Annotated in this window: 14 protein-coding genes and 1 pseudogene; 13 read left to right on the forward strand and 2 right to left on the reverse strand. The window is 38.6% G+C overall.

From position 1 onward, the window contains the following. Window positions 1-26 precede the first annotated feature (26 nt). Window positions 27-494, reverse strand: coding sequence for a DinB family protein (locus JNUCC41_RS21590; RefSeq protein WP_192204776.1), 468 nt, complete (start codon window positions 492-494; stop codon window positions 27-29). Between the two features lie 466 nt (window positions 495-960). On the opposite strand from JNUCC41_RS21590, the gene JNUCC41_RS21595 reads away from it, so the two are divergent. After that, complete coding sequence (locus JNUCC41_RS21595) at window positions 961-1,341, forward strand: VOC family protein (protein WP_063233829.1); 381 nt, start codon at window positions 961-963, stop codon at window positions 1,339-1,341. An 81-nt stretch (window positions 1,342-1,422) separates the two neighbouring features. Here the strand turns inward: JNUCC41_RS21595 and JNUCC41_RS21600 are convergent, their stop codons facing one another. Next, the gene (locus JNUCC41_RS21600) at window positions 1,423-1,743 is read right to left on the reverse strand and encodes a 2Fe-2S iron-sulfur cluster-binding protein (protein WP_192204777.1); all 321 of its coding nucleotides are present in this window, start codon (window positions 1,741-1,743) and stop codon (window positions 1,423-1,425) included. A 210-nt stretch (window positions 1,744-1,953) separates the two neighbouring features. Between JNUCC41_RS21600 and cdaS the strand changes: the two genes are divergently transcribed. The 12 genes and pseudogenes from cdaS to JNUCC41_RS21660 all read left to right on the forward strand — a co-directional run bounded on the left by cdaS (window position 1,954) and on the right by JNUCC41_RS21660 (window position 15,465). Further along, entirely contained in the window at window positions 1,954-2,580 is a 627-nt protein-coding gene (gene cdaS, locus JNUCC41_RS21605) for a sporulation-specific diadenylate cyclase CdaS (RefSeq protein WP_430624071.1), read from the forward strand. A 253-nt stretch (window positions 2,581-2,833) separates the two neighbouring features. Beyond that, complete coding sequence (gene map, locus JNUCC41_RS21610; protein ID WP_192204779.1) at window positions 2,834-3,580, forward strand: type I methionyl aminopeptidase; 747 nt, start codon at window positions 2,834-2,836, stop codon at window positions 3,578-3,580. Between the two features lie 245 nt (window positions 3,581-3,825). Further along, a complete protein-coding gene (locus JNUCC41_RS21615; protein ID WP_192204780.1) occupies window positions 3,826-4,578 on the forward strand; it encodes a PadR family transcriptional regulator in 753 nt (250 codons plus the stop codon). A gap of 117 nt (window positions 4,579-4,695) precedes the next feature. Next, the gene (locus JNUCC41_RS21620) at window positions 4,696-5,943 is read left to right on the forward strand and encodes a GTPase family protein (RefSeq protein ID WP_192204781.1); all 1,248 of its coding nucleotides are present in this window, start codon (window positions 4,696-4,698) and stop codon (window positions 5,941-5,943) included. Between the two features lie 110 nt (window positions 5,944-6,053). Beyond that, the gene (locus JNUCC41_RS21625; protein WP_192204782.1) at window positions 6,054-7,196 is read left to right on the forward strand and encodes an acyl-CoA dehydrogenase family protein; all 1,143 of its coding nucleotides are present in this window, start codon (window positions 6,054-6,056) and stop codon (window positions 7,194-7,196) included. A 566-nt stretch (window positions 7,197-7,762) separates the two neighbouring features. Further along, a pseudogene (locus JNUCC41_RS21630) lies at window positions 7,763-8,100 on the forward strand (metal-sensitive transcriptional regulator). 20 nt (window positions 8,101-8,120) lie between these two features. Beyond that, the gene (gene copZ / locus JNUCC41_RS21635) at window positions 8,121-8,327 is read left to right on the forward strand and encodes a copper chaperone CopZ (protein ID WP_192204783.1); all 207 of its coding nucleotides are present in this window, start codon (window positions 8,121-8,123) and stop codon (window positions 8,325-8,327) included. Between the two features lie 122 nt (window positions 8,328-8,449). Further along, window positions 8,450-9,016, forward strand: coding sequence for a DUF8832 domain-containing protein (locus tag JNUCC41_RS21640; RefSeq protein WP_228467404.1), 567 nt, complete (start codon window positions 8,450-8,452; stop codon window positions 9,014-9,016). 21 nt (window positions 9,017-9,037) lie between these two features. After that, on the forward strand, window positions 9,038-9,370 hold the full coding sequence (locus tag JNUCC41_RS21645) for a (2Fe-2S) ferredoxin domain-containing protein (RefSeq protein WP_192204784.1): 333 nt from the start codon (window positions 9,038-9,040) through the stop codon (window positions 9,368-9,370). 645 nt (window positions 9,371-10,015) lie between these two features. After that, the gene (locus JNUCC41_RS21650) at window positions 10,016-11,206 is read left to right on the forward strand and encodes a sensor histidine kinase (protein WP_192204785.1); all 1,191 of its coding nucleotides are present in this window, start codon (window positions 10,016-10,018) and stop codon (window positions 11,204-11,206) included. Window positions 11,207-11,313: 107 nt separating this feature from the next. Then, the gene (locus JNUCC41_RS21655) at window positions 11,314-13,302 is read left to right on the forward strand and encodes an acetoacetate--CoA ligase (RefSeq protein WP_192204786.1); all 1,989 of its coding nucleotides are present in this window, start codon (window positions 11,314-11,316) and stop codon (window positions 13,300-13,302) included. Between the two features lie 975 nt (window positions 13,303-14,277). Then, window positions 14,278-15,465 carry an amidohydrolase gene (locus JNUCC41_RS21660; protein WP_192204787.1) on the forward strand — a complete coding sequence of 396 codons (1,188 nt, stop codon included), beginning with the start codon at window positions 14,278-14,280 and terminating at the stop codon, window positions 15,463-15,465. Window positions 15,466-15,481 lie beyond the last annotated feature (16 nt).

The following is a 15,481-nucleotide window of genomic DNA, read 5'->3' on the forward strand; positions in this document are numbered from 1 at the left end:
AAGTTTAATGACATCATGTTTCATTATTACCTGACGAAAAATTCCGGTGGTTCAATTCCGAGCGTTCTAAGATAGATATACCCTTGTCCCCTATGATGGATTTCATTTTCCAAAGCATATTGAAGTCTATCAAAGTGGCTTTGTGAGGGACCAAAAAAGGGATCCTTTTCCACGACTGCAAGCGTTTCCTCAGTCACTTCCTCCCACAGTTTCCTAGTATCAGCCCTTACCGCTTCGCATGCTGAAACTAGTTCCTCTTTGGTGGAAATCCCAGCAAACGAATCTGGATACTCCCAAACACTAAGTGCAATTCCACGCATATATCCAGTCTCAATGTTCATGATTTCTTTAACCATCTCTGCGAAAGGGCGAAGCTTCCCAGCCGGGGTATAGTGAAATAATTCCTCTTCAGGAAAGGCTTCAACCACCCGCATCGTTAATCTCCTGTTGCCTTCTAATATATTTAGCAAACCCTCTTTCGATAGAACCACCATTTCACTCTCCTTTGAGAAATACTCTGTATAGAAGTTCTGGGGAAAATCGAAAAGTCCTGCTACTCCTGCAATTTTCTTTATGTAAAGTTTGTACAGCTTTTTTTTCTAACGGGGGCATCTTCTTAAAATAACATTTTTCTTTTACACTTGATAAAATGAATAGGAGTAAAACCACAGAGATGGTTTTTACTCCCATAAGAGATGGAGTTATGGAACGATTAACGGTGATAGCGCAATATCTGGAAGGGAATTCGCACATACAGATACTTAGATCATGCAGAAGTGATAATTAAGCAATATTCGTAAGAAATTGACTTCCAAAAGCCGGGAAATGGAATCTTGGTAAATATTGATTAAATTTTGGATTTATTATACCATTCAATTAGTTATCTAGTTCCAACCAACAATATGCTTATACTTAATGGATATCATTAATAACGGAGCCAGAAGAAAGGAAGAGAAGCAAATGATTAATAAAGTCGGTCAAATCATGTTATATGTAAATAACCAAGACGAGTCATTGAAATTTTGGACGGAAAAATTCGGTTTTAGTGTAATTTCTGAAGAAGATAACGGCCAAGGGCTAAGATGGATTGAAATAGCCCCAACAAAGGAAGCGCAAACGAGTATCATCCTGCATAATAAGGAATTCATCGCTAAAATGCAGCCGGAATTAAATCTTAATACACCTTCGTTAATGTTTTACTCGGATAATCTTGATGAATTATATAAAGACTTTTCTGAGAAGAATATCAAAGTCGGGGAACTTGTGAATATGCCATCTGGAAGAGTCTTCAATTTTGCTGATAACGAAGATAATTACTTTGCAGTCATGGAAAAGAAGTAAATCATTTAACTATAAATAAAGAACATCAAAACGACTCGAAATACTATTTTTAGTCATTTTGATGTTTTTTTATACTACTATTTAGTCTGCAGGCCTTGGCCCAGAAAGAAGTCCAGAGTTCTCAACCGTCTTGATCGGCCGAACGGTTATGTCCCCATTCACATAAATTTGACAAGATAAACGCAAATGATCTTCCATTCCTTTTTCTTCAAAGATCTTTTTTTCTTTATGTGTGACCTCCAAAAAATCACCTGCCAAAATTTCCACTCTGCAAGTTGTACATTTAGCCTTCCCGCCGCAGCGGTGGAGAATATTAATACCGTTATCTTCCAATGCTAATACTAGCTTTTTTCCATTTTCAACTTCAAACGTTCCTTGGTCAAATACTGTTACGCAAGGCATCTAATACCACCTCTTATTATAAGATATCTTTCAACAGGTCATTTATATATCTATTCTCTTACCTTGTCCATATGACATAAAAAAATGTGAAGTCAATTACTGAATGATAGTTAAGATGAATAATTAATTATCTTGAAGACAAACTTTAAGTACATTCATAATAGAGAGCCAATTAAGATTTAAAGAAGTGAAATAATAAAAGGGAGGTGCATGCCTGTGACTAATGGCAATTGTGATTTTTCACCAATGAAACAAATGTTAAAAGAGGATATTCGTCAAGTAATATCGTCATTACAGGATAACTTAGAAGCAATGGGTGATGAAAATTATTGTCTTCTTGGAAACTTCGAGAAAATAAAGGAAAAATTTATATACATCGATATGAAAGCAGCAACCTTTTATTTGAACTGTTATTTGTCACCGTTTACGGACAAATATCCTGAGTTATCAACTTGCGTACAAAATTTGTCTAATTTGAGACATGGCGGCTTGATTGTGATTCAACGTGGAGACCCTATTGATTCATTGATTCAACCCGGTATTTCAATAGGAGCGGAGTTAACCCATTCTTTATTGGAATCAATTTTTTTCCCTGGAAATCCACTACATGATGGCGCCGTATTGGTTAATCAAAATCAAATTGTTTCCGCAGCAAATGTCCTTCCGCTTTCAGACAGATCAACAGGGGGAAAAAAACTTGGAACACGCCATCGTTCTGCTTTAGGTTTATCTGAACGGAGTGATGCCCTTGTATTGGTGGTATCAGAGGAAACAGGAAGAGTTTCATTTGCATTTAATGGGAATCTGTACCCAATTAATGCCCATGGGCCTATATAGAATTTTTGAAACAATAATGTTGTAGGTTATTCATCCCCCGGAAAAATAATCATTTTGGGTAAAGGATAACGTATTTTTATCAATTTTGTCATTCAAAAGCTTATTTTCCTCGGAATTACAGGTACGGAATAGGTTATGAATTAATGAACCCGGTGATTTTTACCGGGTTTTTGGTTGCTTTTTATATAAAAAAAGGCATATGATAACTAAGGAGTCTCAAGCAGAAAAGTTATAAAACGAAAGAGGATTTTAAATGATAACCATTAAAAGTGAACGAGAAATAAATTTGATGCATGAAGCGGGCAAACTTCTTGCTGCGACGCATAGAGAAATTGCAAAAATGATAAAACCGGGCATCACGACTTGGGAAATCGAAGAATTTGTCGATAAGTACTTGGCTGAGCATGGTGCTACACCTGAACAAAAGGGCTATAACGGCTACAAATATGCAACGTGTGCATCAGTGAATGATGTAATATGCCACGGCTTTCCGCAAAAGAAAGCCTTAAAAGAGGGAGACATCGTTACAATTGATATGGTGGTGAACCTTAACGGAGGTTTGGCGGATTCTGCTTGGACATATGCAGTCGGTGAAGTTTCCGATGAAGCTCAGCGTTTAATGGATGTAACCAAGAATGCTTTATATAGAGGCATCGAAGTTGCACGGGCAGGAAATCGTCTTGGGGACATCGGGCATGCAATCCAGTCATATGCAGAAGGTGAAAAGTTTTCTGTCGTTCGCGATTTTACGGGGCACGGAATCGGTAAAACCATGCACGAAGACCCAACAGTCCTACATTATGGCAAGCCAGGTAAAGGTGCGCGTCTAAAAGAGGGAATGGTCATCACGATCGAGCCAATGCTGAATGCAGGAACATGGCACATGAAAATGGACCAAGACGGCTGGACGGCGAGAACGGCAGATGGAAAACTCTCCGCCCAATATGAACATACCCTCGTCATTACAAAAGAAGATCCGATCATTTTAACGGAACAGTAAACAAAAAGAAGAAACGGCCTTATCATGTGCCGCTTCTTCTTTTTGCTTTATCAAAATATACCACAATAAAACTCGACAGAATATTCTGAATCCCTCACTCCCCCAATAGAGCGAATTCGAAAAATTAGTAATAGGCAGGCAGGCATTAAAAACTTTACTATTATGTGGGAGCACAGGATAATAAGGGGAAGGAAGAAATAATTAATAATATGTTATATAAACACTATATAAAGGGGGTTTTGACAGTGAAGAAAGGGGAGAAACTGTCTGCAACGGTTGAAACGGTTGGGTTGAGCCAGCGGGAATTTTTAACGATTTTTTTACTACACTCTTTGAGAATAAAAGCGAATTATCCAAGGGCGATTCATCAGGACCTAAAAAATACGTTCACTGGAAAAGTGCATAGCTATGACTATCTATGTAAAATATCCAATACGCTAGTCGAATCCAACCATTTATCACTATATACGGATAAGGGAAGAAATTATTATCAAATTACTGAAAAAGGCAAAGAGCTTTACATATGGTACCAAGAAAATTTCCTGGAACGGTTTTCCGAAGTGAAAAAGGTCATTGATCGCTTCATGTTCGATTTAAGGGGTTCTGGTGAAAACCCACCGGTTATTAATGAACTGCCAGAAGAATACAGGTCGTATTTCTCGAAAATAATATCGGTGAAAGACCTTGTCCGTTATGTAACTTTAAAAGCCGCTTTCACTAAGAAGCCTATTTATATGGGGGAAATTGGCGATCTGCTTAAAAATCAGTTCGGTTGGATCGCTTCAAACGGGTATTTATACGATTTATCTCATGAAATGGAAGAGAACGGCCTTCTTGTCGGCAGATGGGAAAGTGAAAAACGAACTAAACGGTATTTACGAATCACCGATGAAGGACAGCATCATTACAAACAGATTGCGGATTCTGCCGCCTTTCAAGTCCAGGAAATCCAAAAATACATGGCCAGTGTCGTTATGTTCCTAAAAGAAAAGAATTAAATGAAAATATGAAATGGAGCCCCTTAATTTTGCAAGGAGATTGGAGTTACATGCTTAAATTGGATCGTTCCAGGGTAAATGTTACTTAAAAAACTTCTTAACAAGGGGGAATGACTGATGGTGGAAAAACACGATGAAATGGGAAGCATATTCAGTTTCATTAAAGGCCAAGTAAATAAGCTGCCTATTTCACAATCGAAAAAGAACAAAATGCTCGACCAGCTCTTAAAGTTAAAAACAATGACAGTTGATGCAAGGGAACCGAGAATTGCTCTTGTCGGAAGGCGAGGGTCCGGAAAATCATCACTGATCAATGCGATGTTTGGACAGGAACGGCAATATGTCAGTTCCGTTAAATCTGGAACGGGTAAGGGAAAATGGCTTTGGTACCCGAGTGATGCCGAGCCCAAAATCCGTTTGCTGGACTCCCGGGGGCTGGGAGAGAGTGAAGCTCCTACTGAAGAGTTCGAAGAAGAAACACCAATGGATGAATTGATAAAAGCGGTAACCGAAGAACAGCCTGATGTGTTTCTTTTCTTGATTAAGGCAAAAGAAACGGATTCACGTATTGAAGAAGATTTACAAGAGTTGAAAAAGCTGCGGAAAATCGTTAAAGAGAATCACCATTATGATGTACCTGTCATCTGTGTGGTCACACAAGTGGATGAATTAGATCCGCCACATTATAAACAAGTACCTTTTGATGCCAATCCTAAGAAAAAACAAAATATTGATGAAGCCATCGCTTTGATGTCAAAACGATTTAAAGAGAGTGATATACCACTATTGAACACCATTCCTACTTGTTCGTATATTGATTTTGATGAAGGCGGAAATATTGAATATGATATGCGTTGGAACATAGAATTGCTTTCTGATTACTTGATCGAGGCCTTACCCAGTGAAGCGAAGCTGAAGACCGCCAAAGCGATGCAGAGCCAATTCGTTAAGAAGAAATTCGCGCGGACGATAGTGGGAACGTTTACGGCAATAGCCGGTATAATCGGTGCAGAGCCAATACCTTTCGCCGATTTTCCCATTTTGACTGGCATTCAAGGTTTGATGATTGTGGTGATTGGTTTTATCGCGGATAAAGAGATCAATACGAAAACGGCAAGTGAATTCATTGCGGCATTAGGGATCAATGTTGGAATCGGTCTCCTTGTCAGAGAAGGGGTCAGGGCTGCAGTCCGTTTCATCCCAGGAGCTGGTCTAGCCGTTTCCGGTGCGGTAGCGGGCGCGGTCACATATGGAATCGGGCAAGCAGCGATAGCTTACTTTCTCGAAAACAAAGATATTGATCAGGCGAAGGAAGCTTACAAGAATGCGAACAAAGAATATAAAAATGAAGATATTGACTCTTAATGGGCAAATTCAAACTATATACTACACTAAGGTGATATGATAAATTGGAGTTCGCAGTTCTGTTTCTGCTGCTGTATGGTTCAGGATTTTCTACAGGAGGGATGATCTTCATGTCGTTTTTTCAATCACGGAAGCAAAAGGAATATATACAAAAATTAGAGGAAGCGATTCAGTCCTTTTCCAGCCGAGCTGAAGCGCTTGATGATTCAAAGGGATTTCCTTTTGAAAACATTCAGGAGTTAAAGGAATTCGGATATCCCCAATTAACTTTAGCAAAAGAAGATGGCGGATATGGCGGTTCCTTATATGATTTTCTCCTTTGCCAAGAAAAAATAGCCCAATATTGCGGCCCAACAGCCTTAGGGATAGGCTGGCATGTTGGAACGGTCCTATCCTTAACGGAGAAGAGACCATGGGAAAAAGGAGTCATGGATGAATTGTTTGATGAAGTGTCGAAAGGAGCTCTCATCAACACGGCGGCATCCGAGGCTGGAACGGGAAGCCCGACGCGCGGAGGCCGACCGGAAACGATCGCTATCAAAAAGGGTCAGCAATGGAAGTTGAATGGCAGAAAGACCTTTACTACACTCTCTCCTGTTCTTGATATTTTTCTAGTAACGGCATGGGTTCCCGAGGATGAGCGGCTAGGCACATTTTTAATTCATCGTGATGTAATGGGGGTAAGTATAGAAGAAACTTGGGATATGATTTCCATGCAGGGGACAGGAAGTCATGATTTGGTGTTAAATGACGTCAGCCTGCCTGAAAAGTATTATGTCATGAAAAGTAATCCAGGTGAAAAAAGAAAACCTGAAGCGTGGCTATTACATATACCGGCTTGCTACTTGGGAATCGCAGTGGCTGCCAGAAATTACGCAGTCGAATTTGCGAAAACCTATTCTCCCAATAGCTTACCAGGACCAATCAGGGACCTTCCGAATGTTCAAAGAACAATTGGGGAGATGGAATTGGAATTGGGCGAAGCACACCATTTCCTCTACTCTGTCGCAGAAAAATGGGTGCGGAACCCTGAAGATCATGAGGAATTATCGGAGCAATTGGGTGCCGTAAAGTTATCAGTCGTCAACAAATCGATTTCCATCGTCGATAAAGCGATGAGGGTCGTCGGAGCCAAAAGTTTACAACGAAATAATCCCCTGCAACGTTACTATAGGGATGTACGCGCAGGACTTCATAATCCTCCGATGGATGATGCGACAATCACCATGCTCGCAAAGTCAGCTCTTTATTAAGTTCTTATTCTTTATTTTCATGAAGGCACTGAAATGACTTCGTCGTTTCAGTGTTTTTTCTGTTCATTTTTTAGCTATTCATCTTTTGTATCTCGGTAAAGTTATGCATAAAAATCCTCTCTAATGTGAACCCGTATCACATACTCTCCCATCGAAAAGCCTATTAAGCCGTACTTCAAAAAGTTGTTCCATATAGTTCTGGGAGTGAGCGTAGCTGCAATTCAACGTCCGTGATAATTCGTTTCTGTGAATAATTTAACGGAATGTGAAAAAAACCTTATCCATGTGTAAGCGATGGTCACCGTGCCTTCTTCAAACCGTTCAGTTTTGCATGAGGTGAGACACTGAAATTCCATGCCAAATCATTGAACAAAAAACCTTACGGACGATATATTAAGGCAAAAAAGGTGGGAATGGATCTAGTTCTTTGCTTATCAATAGAGAATCATCCAAGTGTTATAAAACACTATGTCCATTAACTATTATCAACGTATAAATAAAAAGAGGTTTACATACCATAGGGGGGTAAAGTATTCTTTCGTTAAAGGAGTTGAGAAAAATTGTCAATGAATTCAGAAGGTCTTGATAATATTGTTGAAATCGATTCATGTTGCTCATCAGAAAATAAAAGGAAAAGTCACCATTCAGATAAAGTGAAAAAAATTTAGCAACAAGATTAAATCGGGTTGAAGGACAAATCCGGGGAATAAAAGGTTTAATTGAAAAAGATACGTATGACGATGTAATTACACAAATTGCTGCGACCCAATCAGCTTTAAATAGTGTTGCCCGAATTTTATTGGAGGTTCATTTGAAAAGCTGTGTCCTTGAAAGAATTCAAGAGGGAGATACAGAGGTTTTAGATGAGGTACTGGTTACATTTCAAAAATTAATGAAAAAATAGAAGGGGATTGATCATTCATTATGGTTAAAAACAATGTAAATCTAAAGGGTATGACTTGTGGACATTGCATTAGTGCGATTGAAGGTAGTGTAGGGAAATTACCTGGAGTTAACTCCGTGAAAGTAAACTTGGATTCAGGGACTGTTGCAGTGGAATTTAATCCAGATGAAGTAACCCTTGACTCTATTAAGGAAACAATTGACGATCAGGGTTATGATGTACAATAACATTTAATAAAGAACGTGCGAATTGAAGCACGATTTCTTTTAGAGTAACATATACTATACCAGGGTATGGTTTAAAATATGTCACAAACGTAAAGTATGAAAAAGGCTTAATTACAATCGATGTGAAGGATAAAGATCAAAAATCACCTAAATTAGAAATATCACATGAAAAGAGTATGCATTTAATTATTGTAAGTGCCGACTTAGAAGATTATTATCATCTACATCCTGTGAAAAAGGGAAATGGCATGTATACTCAGAAATTCGCCCTACCTGAAAACTCTTATAAAGTGTTTGTTGATATTAAACCAAAAAATCTTGCCTATCAGGTTAGTCCGATAGAGCTGCTGGTGGGTGAAGGCCATGGTGAACATGAGGAAAGGTCAAATTTAACAAAAACAATCAATGAAAAGACAGTTGAATTAACAACTACAGAGCCAGGGATAAACAAAGATGTGACGTTAAACTTTGATACGAAAGGGATTACTTCAGAGCCCTATCTGGGGGCTCTAGGCCATGTTGTTATTTTGGATGATAAGGGTGAAAAATTTGTTCATGTGCACCCTACATCAGAAGAAAAGACACAATTTGAAACAAAATTTGATAAGCCTGGGATCTACAAAGTGTGGGGAGAATTTAAATTTGATGGTAAAGTCAATAGCTATCCATTTGTTATAGAGGTCAAATAAAAAGGATAAAGGGGAATTTTTATGAACTTAGATGGGGGTAGCAAACATCTATTAATTTGCAACGGGAAAACATGCACGAAAAATGGAGCAGAAGAAGTAACAGAGACCATTAGGGGAGAATTGAAAAAATTAGAGCTACAAAAGGAGATTCACACAACAAAAACATTATGTAACGGCCAATGCAAGCATGGTCCGATAGCTATTCTATATCCACAAGGGACCTGGTTTAAAGAAATGAATCAAACAAAAAGTGAGGAACTTATTCGTCAATTAAAAGAAGATGACAATGTTCATTTAGACTCTGAACTTTATTACCATGATGGGAAGACATTTAAGAACCATGAGATTGAATGAACTGTAACATCTTACTTCTATATCTAAAAAGGGTTTCTGTTCAGGGCGCTTTTCGAATCAGAAAAATATTTGGACTGATCATTTTATCGATCAGTCCATATTTCCTTCAATAGGGATTACTTCTCCCCATAAATACTAATTGAAAAATTGGGATTATTGGAAAAGGCATTAGCATTCATGTAAGAAGTATGAGAGTGTCATTGGTTAATAGGCGAGTATGATTATCTTTTAAAAAGTGGCTAATAAAGAACTGAAAGAATGGGAAATATTCATTTGAAAGGTAAATAAACTCGGAATTATAATAATTTTAACTAGACTAGCGTCATAGAGAAATTAAATATTCAACAGTTTTACCTATATGGGAGGAAAAAATGCCCTTTCGTAAAAATACACTTTTACGAAAGGGCATTTTTTTATAACATTACCTCAAATTCCTTTCTGGATGTCTGAATAGGAACTTTTTAAGTTCCTGAATGGAAATTTCACTAGCATATCATTCTCTATCTTGTTATTATTGATATACCTGTCTAAATCTTCGAAAAATATCGAAAGTTCGGTGTATAAATGAATCTTATGACAAAAGATTTACTGATTAACTTTTTAATTATCCTTTTTCCGATTTTTTTATTGCAAATGAGCTATCTAGTGAAGTACGTATACCGTTTAGATGCATTAAAAGGATCCTTCCTATCGATTTTCCCTATTCTTTCACTTGTTCTATGCATGTTATTTCCCGTTGTTATAGAAGAGGATTTTGTTTGGGATCTTAGATGGATCCCTTTTCTCTTAGGCGGTTTATATGGAGGCTACCGGTTAGGAATCATATTGATCGTCATCACTCTTGTTATCCGCTATTTATCAGGGGGTGATAATGGATTTTATATATCATGCATCACTTTTCCACTAATGGGAATTTCCCTGTTTTTTATATCTAAGTACTATCTAAAAATGTCTGTCAGTAAAAAAATCCTTATTGGTATATCATTAATATTCATTGTCCATATTCTTACGCAGTTTATTTCAACAGTCGTATTTGAACTTACTATTGGCATAAGCATATGGAAACAATACTTCACGATCCAAGTCATTGGAATCGTTGTTGTAATCTTACTATGGGAAGTCATCCTCACTAATTTTCAGGTTCTCGAAAAATTAGTGAAAGCGGAAAAATTGCAGGTCGTCAGTCATCTGGCTGCAAGTATATCTCATGAAGTCAGAAATCCCCTTACAGTTACCAGGGGATATATTCAAATGTTAAGCGAAGATGTGACTTCACATACAAAGGTCAAATATGCAAATATCGCACTGAATGAATTAGATCGGGCCACGGATGTCATTAATGATTATTTGACGTTTGCTGCCATAAGCCCTGAAAACACAGAGCGATTAAGGGTATCCGAGGAAATTCAGCATGTCGTGGACAGCATAAAACCCTTTGCTAATAATAATGGAATAAAATTGAAGTTATCCCTGCTCGAAGATAGGGCTTATTATGTCATGGGTGAAAGGAAGAAATTCCAGCAATGCTTGTTCAATATCATAAAGAATGGAATAGAATCGATGGACCATGATGGCGAAATATACATTCATTTATTTCATGCAGCCTCCACCATCCAAATTAAGATCCAAGATCAGGGAATTGGAATGACACAGGAACAAATATACCGTTTAGGTGAGCCTTACTTCACGACAAAAAATAAAGGGACGGGATTAGGCATGATGGTTTCGTATAGTGTCATCAAAAGTATGGATGGAACGGTACATGTATCAAGCATACAAGGGAAAGGGACATGTTTCGCTATTAACCTGCCCATACATAGAAACGAGCTTATTTAAGTTTAGTGTAAATTGACGGTTTTAAACTCATAGATTACAATTTAAGTAAACTACCAATATTATGAAATGATTCAATAACGCATTTGATACCTAAGGGAGATGACGAAATGAAATCGCTTACAGATGGGCAAATCATTTGGGAACCGACAATGGAACAAATCGAGCAAACGGTATTGACTCAATATGTGAAATGGTTAAAAGAAAAGAAAGGTTTAACATTTTATGATTATCATGAATTATGGAAATGGTCGGTAGATGAACTGGAGGAATTTTGGGCTTCAATTTGGGAATATTGTGATGTAAAAGCAGCCAGGAAATATGATAGGGTTTTAGCCGAGCAATCCATGCCAGGTGCGAAATGGTTCGAGGGGGCAAGGCTTAATTATGCTGAAAATGCATTATTGAATGATCAAGAAGAGAAAACGGCGATTTTTTTTCGTTCAGAACATATCAGGCAGCAAGAGGTCAGCTGGAAAGAGTTGAAAGAAAAAGTAGCTTCTGTCGCCCATTCATTAAGGAAACTTGGTGTGAAATCCGGTGACCGTGTTGTTGCCTATATGCCGAATATTCCTGAAGCGGTCATAGCTTTCTTGGCAGCAGCAAGCATAGGTGCCGTCTGGTCCAGTTGCTCACCTGATTTTGGGGCAAGAAGTGTCATAGATCGTTTCAAACAGGTTGAACCGGTTGTATTACTGGCGGTTGATGGGTATCAGTACAATGGAAATGTATATGATAAAACATCAGTCGTCTCACAGCTTATACAGGAATTGGACACTGTCAAACATACCGTTTTGTTTCCTTACATAGAAAAAAAGATTTTCGAAGTGAATCTGGAAGATGTGATTCCTTGGGATGACCTTTTAGAAGAACAGGCAGAATTATCTTTTGAAAGTGTTCCGTTCGATCATCCGCTGTGGATCCTTTATTCATCAGGTACAACCGGGATGCCAAAACCAATTGTACAAGGGCATGGCGGTATATTATTGGAGCATTTTAAATCAACAAGAATCCATCAAGGCATGACTTCCGGGGATACTGTATTCTGGTTTACGACGACAGGCTGGATGATGTGGAATCTCCTTATGGGCGGTTTGCTTAATGAAGGGACCATCGTCCTTTATGACGGCAGTCCCTCTTTTCCGAATATGGATGCCCTTTGGGAGTTGGCGGAAGATACAGGCATGACTTTCTTTGGAACAAGTGCACCTTTCCTTACCAATTCCATGAAATTAGGTAACAAACCGATGGGAAAATATGATTTATCCAAATTGAAGGCTCTTTTTTCCACTGGAGCTCCATTGTCTGGCGACGGTTATAAATGGGTGTATGAGAATGTCAAGAAGGATATCTGGCTCAGTTCATCCAGTGGCGGAACCGATGTTTGTGCCGGTTTTGTTGGCGGTGTCCCAACATTGCCCGTGAGAATCGGGGAAATACAAGGAAGGGCATTAGGGGTTTGTGCGGAAGCCTTTGATGTGCATGGTCAAACATTGATTAATGAAGTCGGTGAATTGGTCATTACCAAACCGATGCCGTCCATGCCGCTATACTTCTGGAATGATCAAGACGGGTCAAGATACTACGAGAGTTATTTCGATACATATCCTGGCATATGGAAGCATGGTGATTGGATAAAGATCGACGACAAGGGCAGCTGTATCATTTATGGACGTTCCGACTCGACCATCAACCGTTCTGGTGTACGGATGGGAACTAGCGATATCTACCGGGCCGTCGAAGCGATAGACGAGGTGATGGAAAGCCTTGTTATTGATAGGGAAGTGCTTGGCCGGGGTTCCTCACTGCTGCTGTTCGTTGTTCTAAAGCCCGGTAAAGCCCTGGATACTTTATTGACGGCAAAAATCAAGGAACAAATCAGAGGGCATGTGTCCCCTCGCTTTATTCCTGACCAAATCCATGTCGTTGAACAAATTCCAAAAACATTGAACGGAAAGAAAATGGAAGTCCCAATTCGTAAAGTGTTATTAGGGTTCGAGTTTGATAAGGTAGTGAATGCAGACTCCATGGGAAATCCAGAATCGCTACAGTACTTTAAAGAATTAGCTCTCGAGTTGAATGAGAAAAAAATATTCTAGCATGAAGGCGGAGCGTAAAGCTCCGTCTTTTTTCGTTTATTGGGCCTGGTGCTCTATTTCTGGAAATGGGTTTGTATTTTCGAAGTCAATATGAAAATATTTTTGTACGAAAAAGGAAAGCTCATTAGCATAAATCCTGAGCTGCAGGCGTAGTAGTTCATGATTATGAATTTCGCTGCCTTATGAACACCTGGATGACGATAAGAACTATCCAACAGTGTCCCTGTAGGCAATATCCCCAATAATGTCTCATTATATTTGAATAGTATTCTTATAATTAATTTAGAGGAAACAGTTAGAAGGCTATGAAGAAGCAGGAGAAAGGTATACGGGAAAAGACGTAATATCTTTTGCGAAGGTGCAATCGCAACTTCCATGTGGCGGAGGTGGATTTTCATTCTTTGCAATAATTGGTGTGTTTCTGCTGAAAGATAAACCAGAAAGGAAACGGTGCCTATAAATTCGATTACACTGACTTGATCATTTTTACCATTATAATGATTGCCCTGAATGTATTTATTAATTACGGAGCAGATTAGGATGGACAAGTCCGATTTCAATCGTCCTAATCGTTGCCACAATCATAGGAGTTATTGTTTTAATCGTTGAAAATAGCAATGATATCGTTCTGCTTGACTTTGCTGTATTTCAATAAGCCATATACAGGGGGCAAGCTCACTTGGCAGTGCATTCGGCGTCGCGATTTCTTCAGCTGCTGTTTACGGTGGAATAGCAGCAAATTGAAAGCTTGAAACAGTGGCTTCAATAGGGATTTTCGTAAACGTTATATTCGCTTTGCTTTCAATATCATCTATTATCTTTTTGGTGTAAAAGATACCGCTAAAACATCTAATGCTCCTAAAAAATCACCGGCTGGTACCAACCGGAACCCTATTGCAGAATAATTAGCTGTTGGAAATGTAAAGTGCCACATTTAACGGCGTTTTCAAAAAATGATGAAGGGATGAAGAGATTATGAGAAATGAATTAATGGAAATGCTACAATCCCGTACGGATGAAATGATTGAAATTCGTAGATACCTACATGAAAATCCCGAGCTTTCTTTTAAAGAAGAAAAGACAGCTCAATATATTATCGATTTTTATAAAGAAAAAGACGTAGAAGTTCAATCTAATGTTGGTAATGGATACGGAATTATCGTGACCATTAAAGGTGGAAAGCCTGGAAAAAACATCGGTCTTCGAGCTGATTTTGATGCGCTTCCAATTGTTGAAGAAACGGATGTAACCTTTAAATCAAAAAATGAAGGCGTTATGCATGCGTGTGGTCATGATGGCCATACAGCCTACTTGTTAGTCTTGGCGGATTGCCTCATTCAATTAAAAGCTGAAATTCCAGGTACAATCAAAATTATTCATCAGCATGCGGAAGAAGTTCCGCCAGGCGGGGCAAAGAGTATTGTAGAATCCGGCGTGATTGACGATTTAGATAATATATTTGGCATCCATTTGTTGCCAATGGATTCAGCAGGAGTTGTTGGTTATCACGCTGGATATTCTTTTAACGGCAGGGCTTATCTGAAATTAAAAATTCAAGGCAGAGGTGGACATGGTTCCTCACCACACCTAGCGAATGATGCCATTGTGGCTGGTGCTCATTTTGTTACAGCTGCTCAAACGATTATTAGCCGTCGATTAAGTCCATTTGATATTGGTGTGATTACTATTGGATCTTTTGATGGAAAAGGAACATTTAATATAATTAAAGACAGCGTAGAGCTTGAAGGCGATATCCGTTATATGACTGTTGAAACAAAAGAAAAAATTGAAAAGGAAGTTAAACGCCTTGTAAAAGGACTTGAAGAAGAGTTTGGAGTAACATGTGATCTTACATATACGAATGACTATCCACCTTTATATAATGATCCCGATCTAACAGGAAAGGTTGCTGAGTTTCTTAAGAATGCAAAGGATAAAGATATTAAAGAAGTAATGGAATTTCCAGCAATGCCGCCATCTGAAGACTTTGCTTACTATGCTGAAAAAATCCCTTCCTGCTTCTTTTACATTGCTTGTACACCTAAAGGAGTAGAAAAACCTTATTTTAATCATAATCCTAAATTTGATATCGATGAAGATGCCCTTCTCGTGGCAGCAAAAGCAGTAGGGTATGTTGTTTGTGGTTATTATGAGTTAGATTAAGGAAAAGAATAGAATC

Source organism: Brevibacillus sp. JNUCC-41 (assembly GCF_014844095.1).
GTDB classification, from domain to species: domain Bacteria; phylum Bacillota; class Bacilli; order Bacillales; family DSM-1321; genus Peribacillus; species Peribacillus aracenensis.

What these genes read in the sequence shown, in the direction of transcription:
- JNUCC41_RS21590 (WP_192204776.1), bottom strand. Translation starts at nt 494, where the DNA reads ATGGTGGTTCTATCGAAAGAGGGTTTGCTAAATATATTAGAAGGCAAC.
- JNUCC41_RS21595 (WP_063233829.1), top strand. Translation starts at nt 961, where the DNA reads ATGATTAATAAAGTCGGTCAAATCATGTTATATGTAAATAACCAAGAC.
- JNUCC41_RS21600 (WP_192204777.1), bottom strand. Translation starts at nt 1,743, where the DNA reads ATGCCTTGCGTAACAGTATTTGACCAAGGAACGTTTGAAGTTGAAAAT.
- cdaS (WP_430624071.1), top strand. Translation starts at nt 1,954, where the DNA reads ATGCCTGTGACTAATGGCAATTGTGATTTTTCACCAATGAAACAAATG.
- map (WP_192204779.1), top strand. Translation starts at nt 2,834, where the DNA reads ATGATAACCATTAAAAGTGAACGAGAAATAAATTTGATGCATGAAGCG.
- JNUCC41_RS21620 (WP_192204781.1), top strand. Translation starts at nt 4,696, where the DNA reads ATGGTGGAAAAACACGATGAAATGGGAAGCATATTCAGTTTCATTAAA.
- JNUCC41_RS21625 (WP_192204782.1), top strand. Translation starts at nt 6,054, where the DNA reads ATGTCGTTTTTTCAATCACGGAAGCAAAAGGAATATATACAAAAATTA.
- copZ (WP_192204783.1), top strand. Translation starts at nt 8,121, where the DNA reads ATGGTTAAAAACAATGTAAATCTAAAGGGTATGACTTGTGGACATTGC.
- JNUCC41_RS21645 (WP_192204784.1), top strand. Translation starts at nt 9,038, where the DNA reads ATGAACTTAGATGGGGGTAGCAAACATCTATTAATTTGCAACGGGAAA.
- JNUCC41_RS21655 (WP_192204786.1), top strand. Translation starts at nt 11,314, where the DNA reads ATGAAATCGCTTACAGATGGGCAAATCATTTGGGAACCGACAATGGAA.
- JNUCC41_RS21660 (WP_192204787.1), top strand. Translation starts at nt 14,278, where the DNA reads ATGAGAAATGAATTAATGGAAATGCTACAATCCCGTACGGATGAAATG.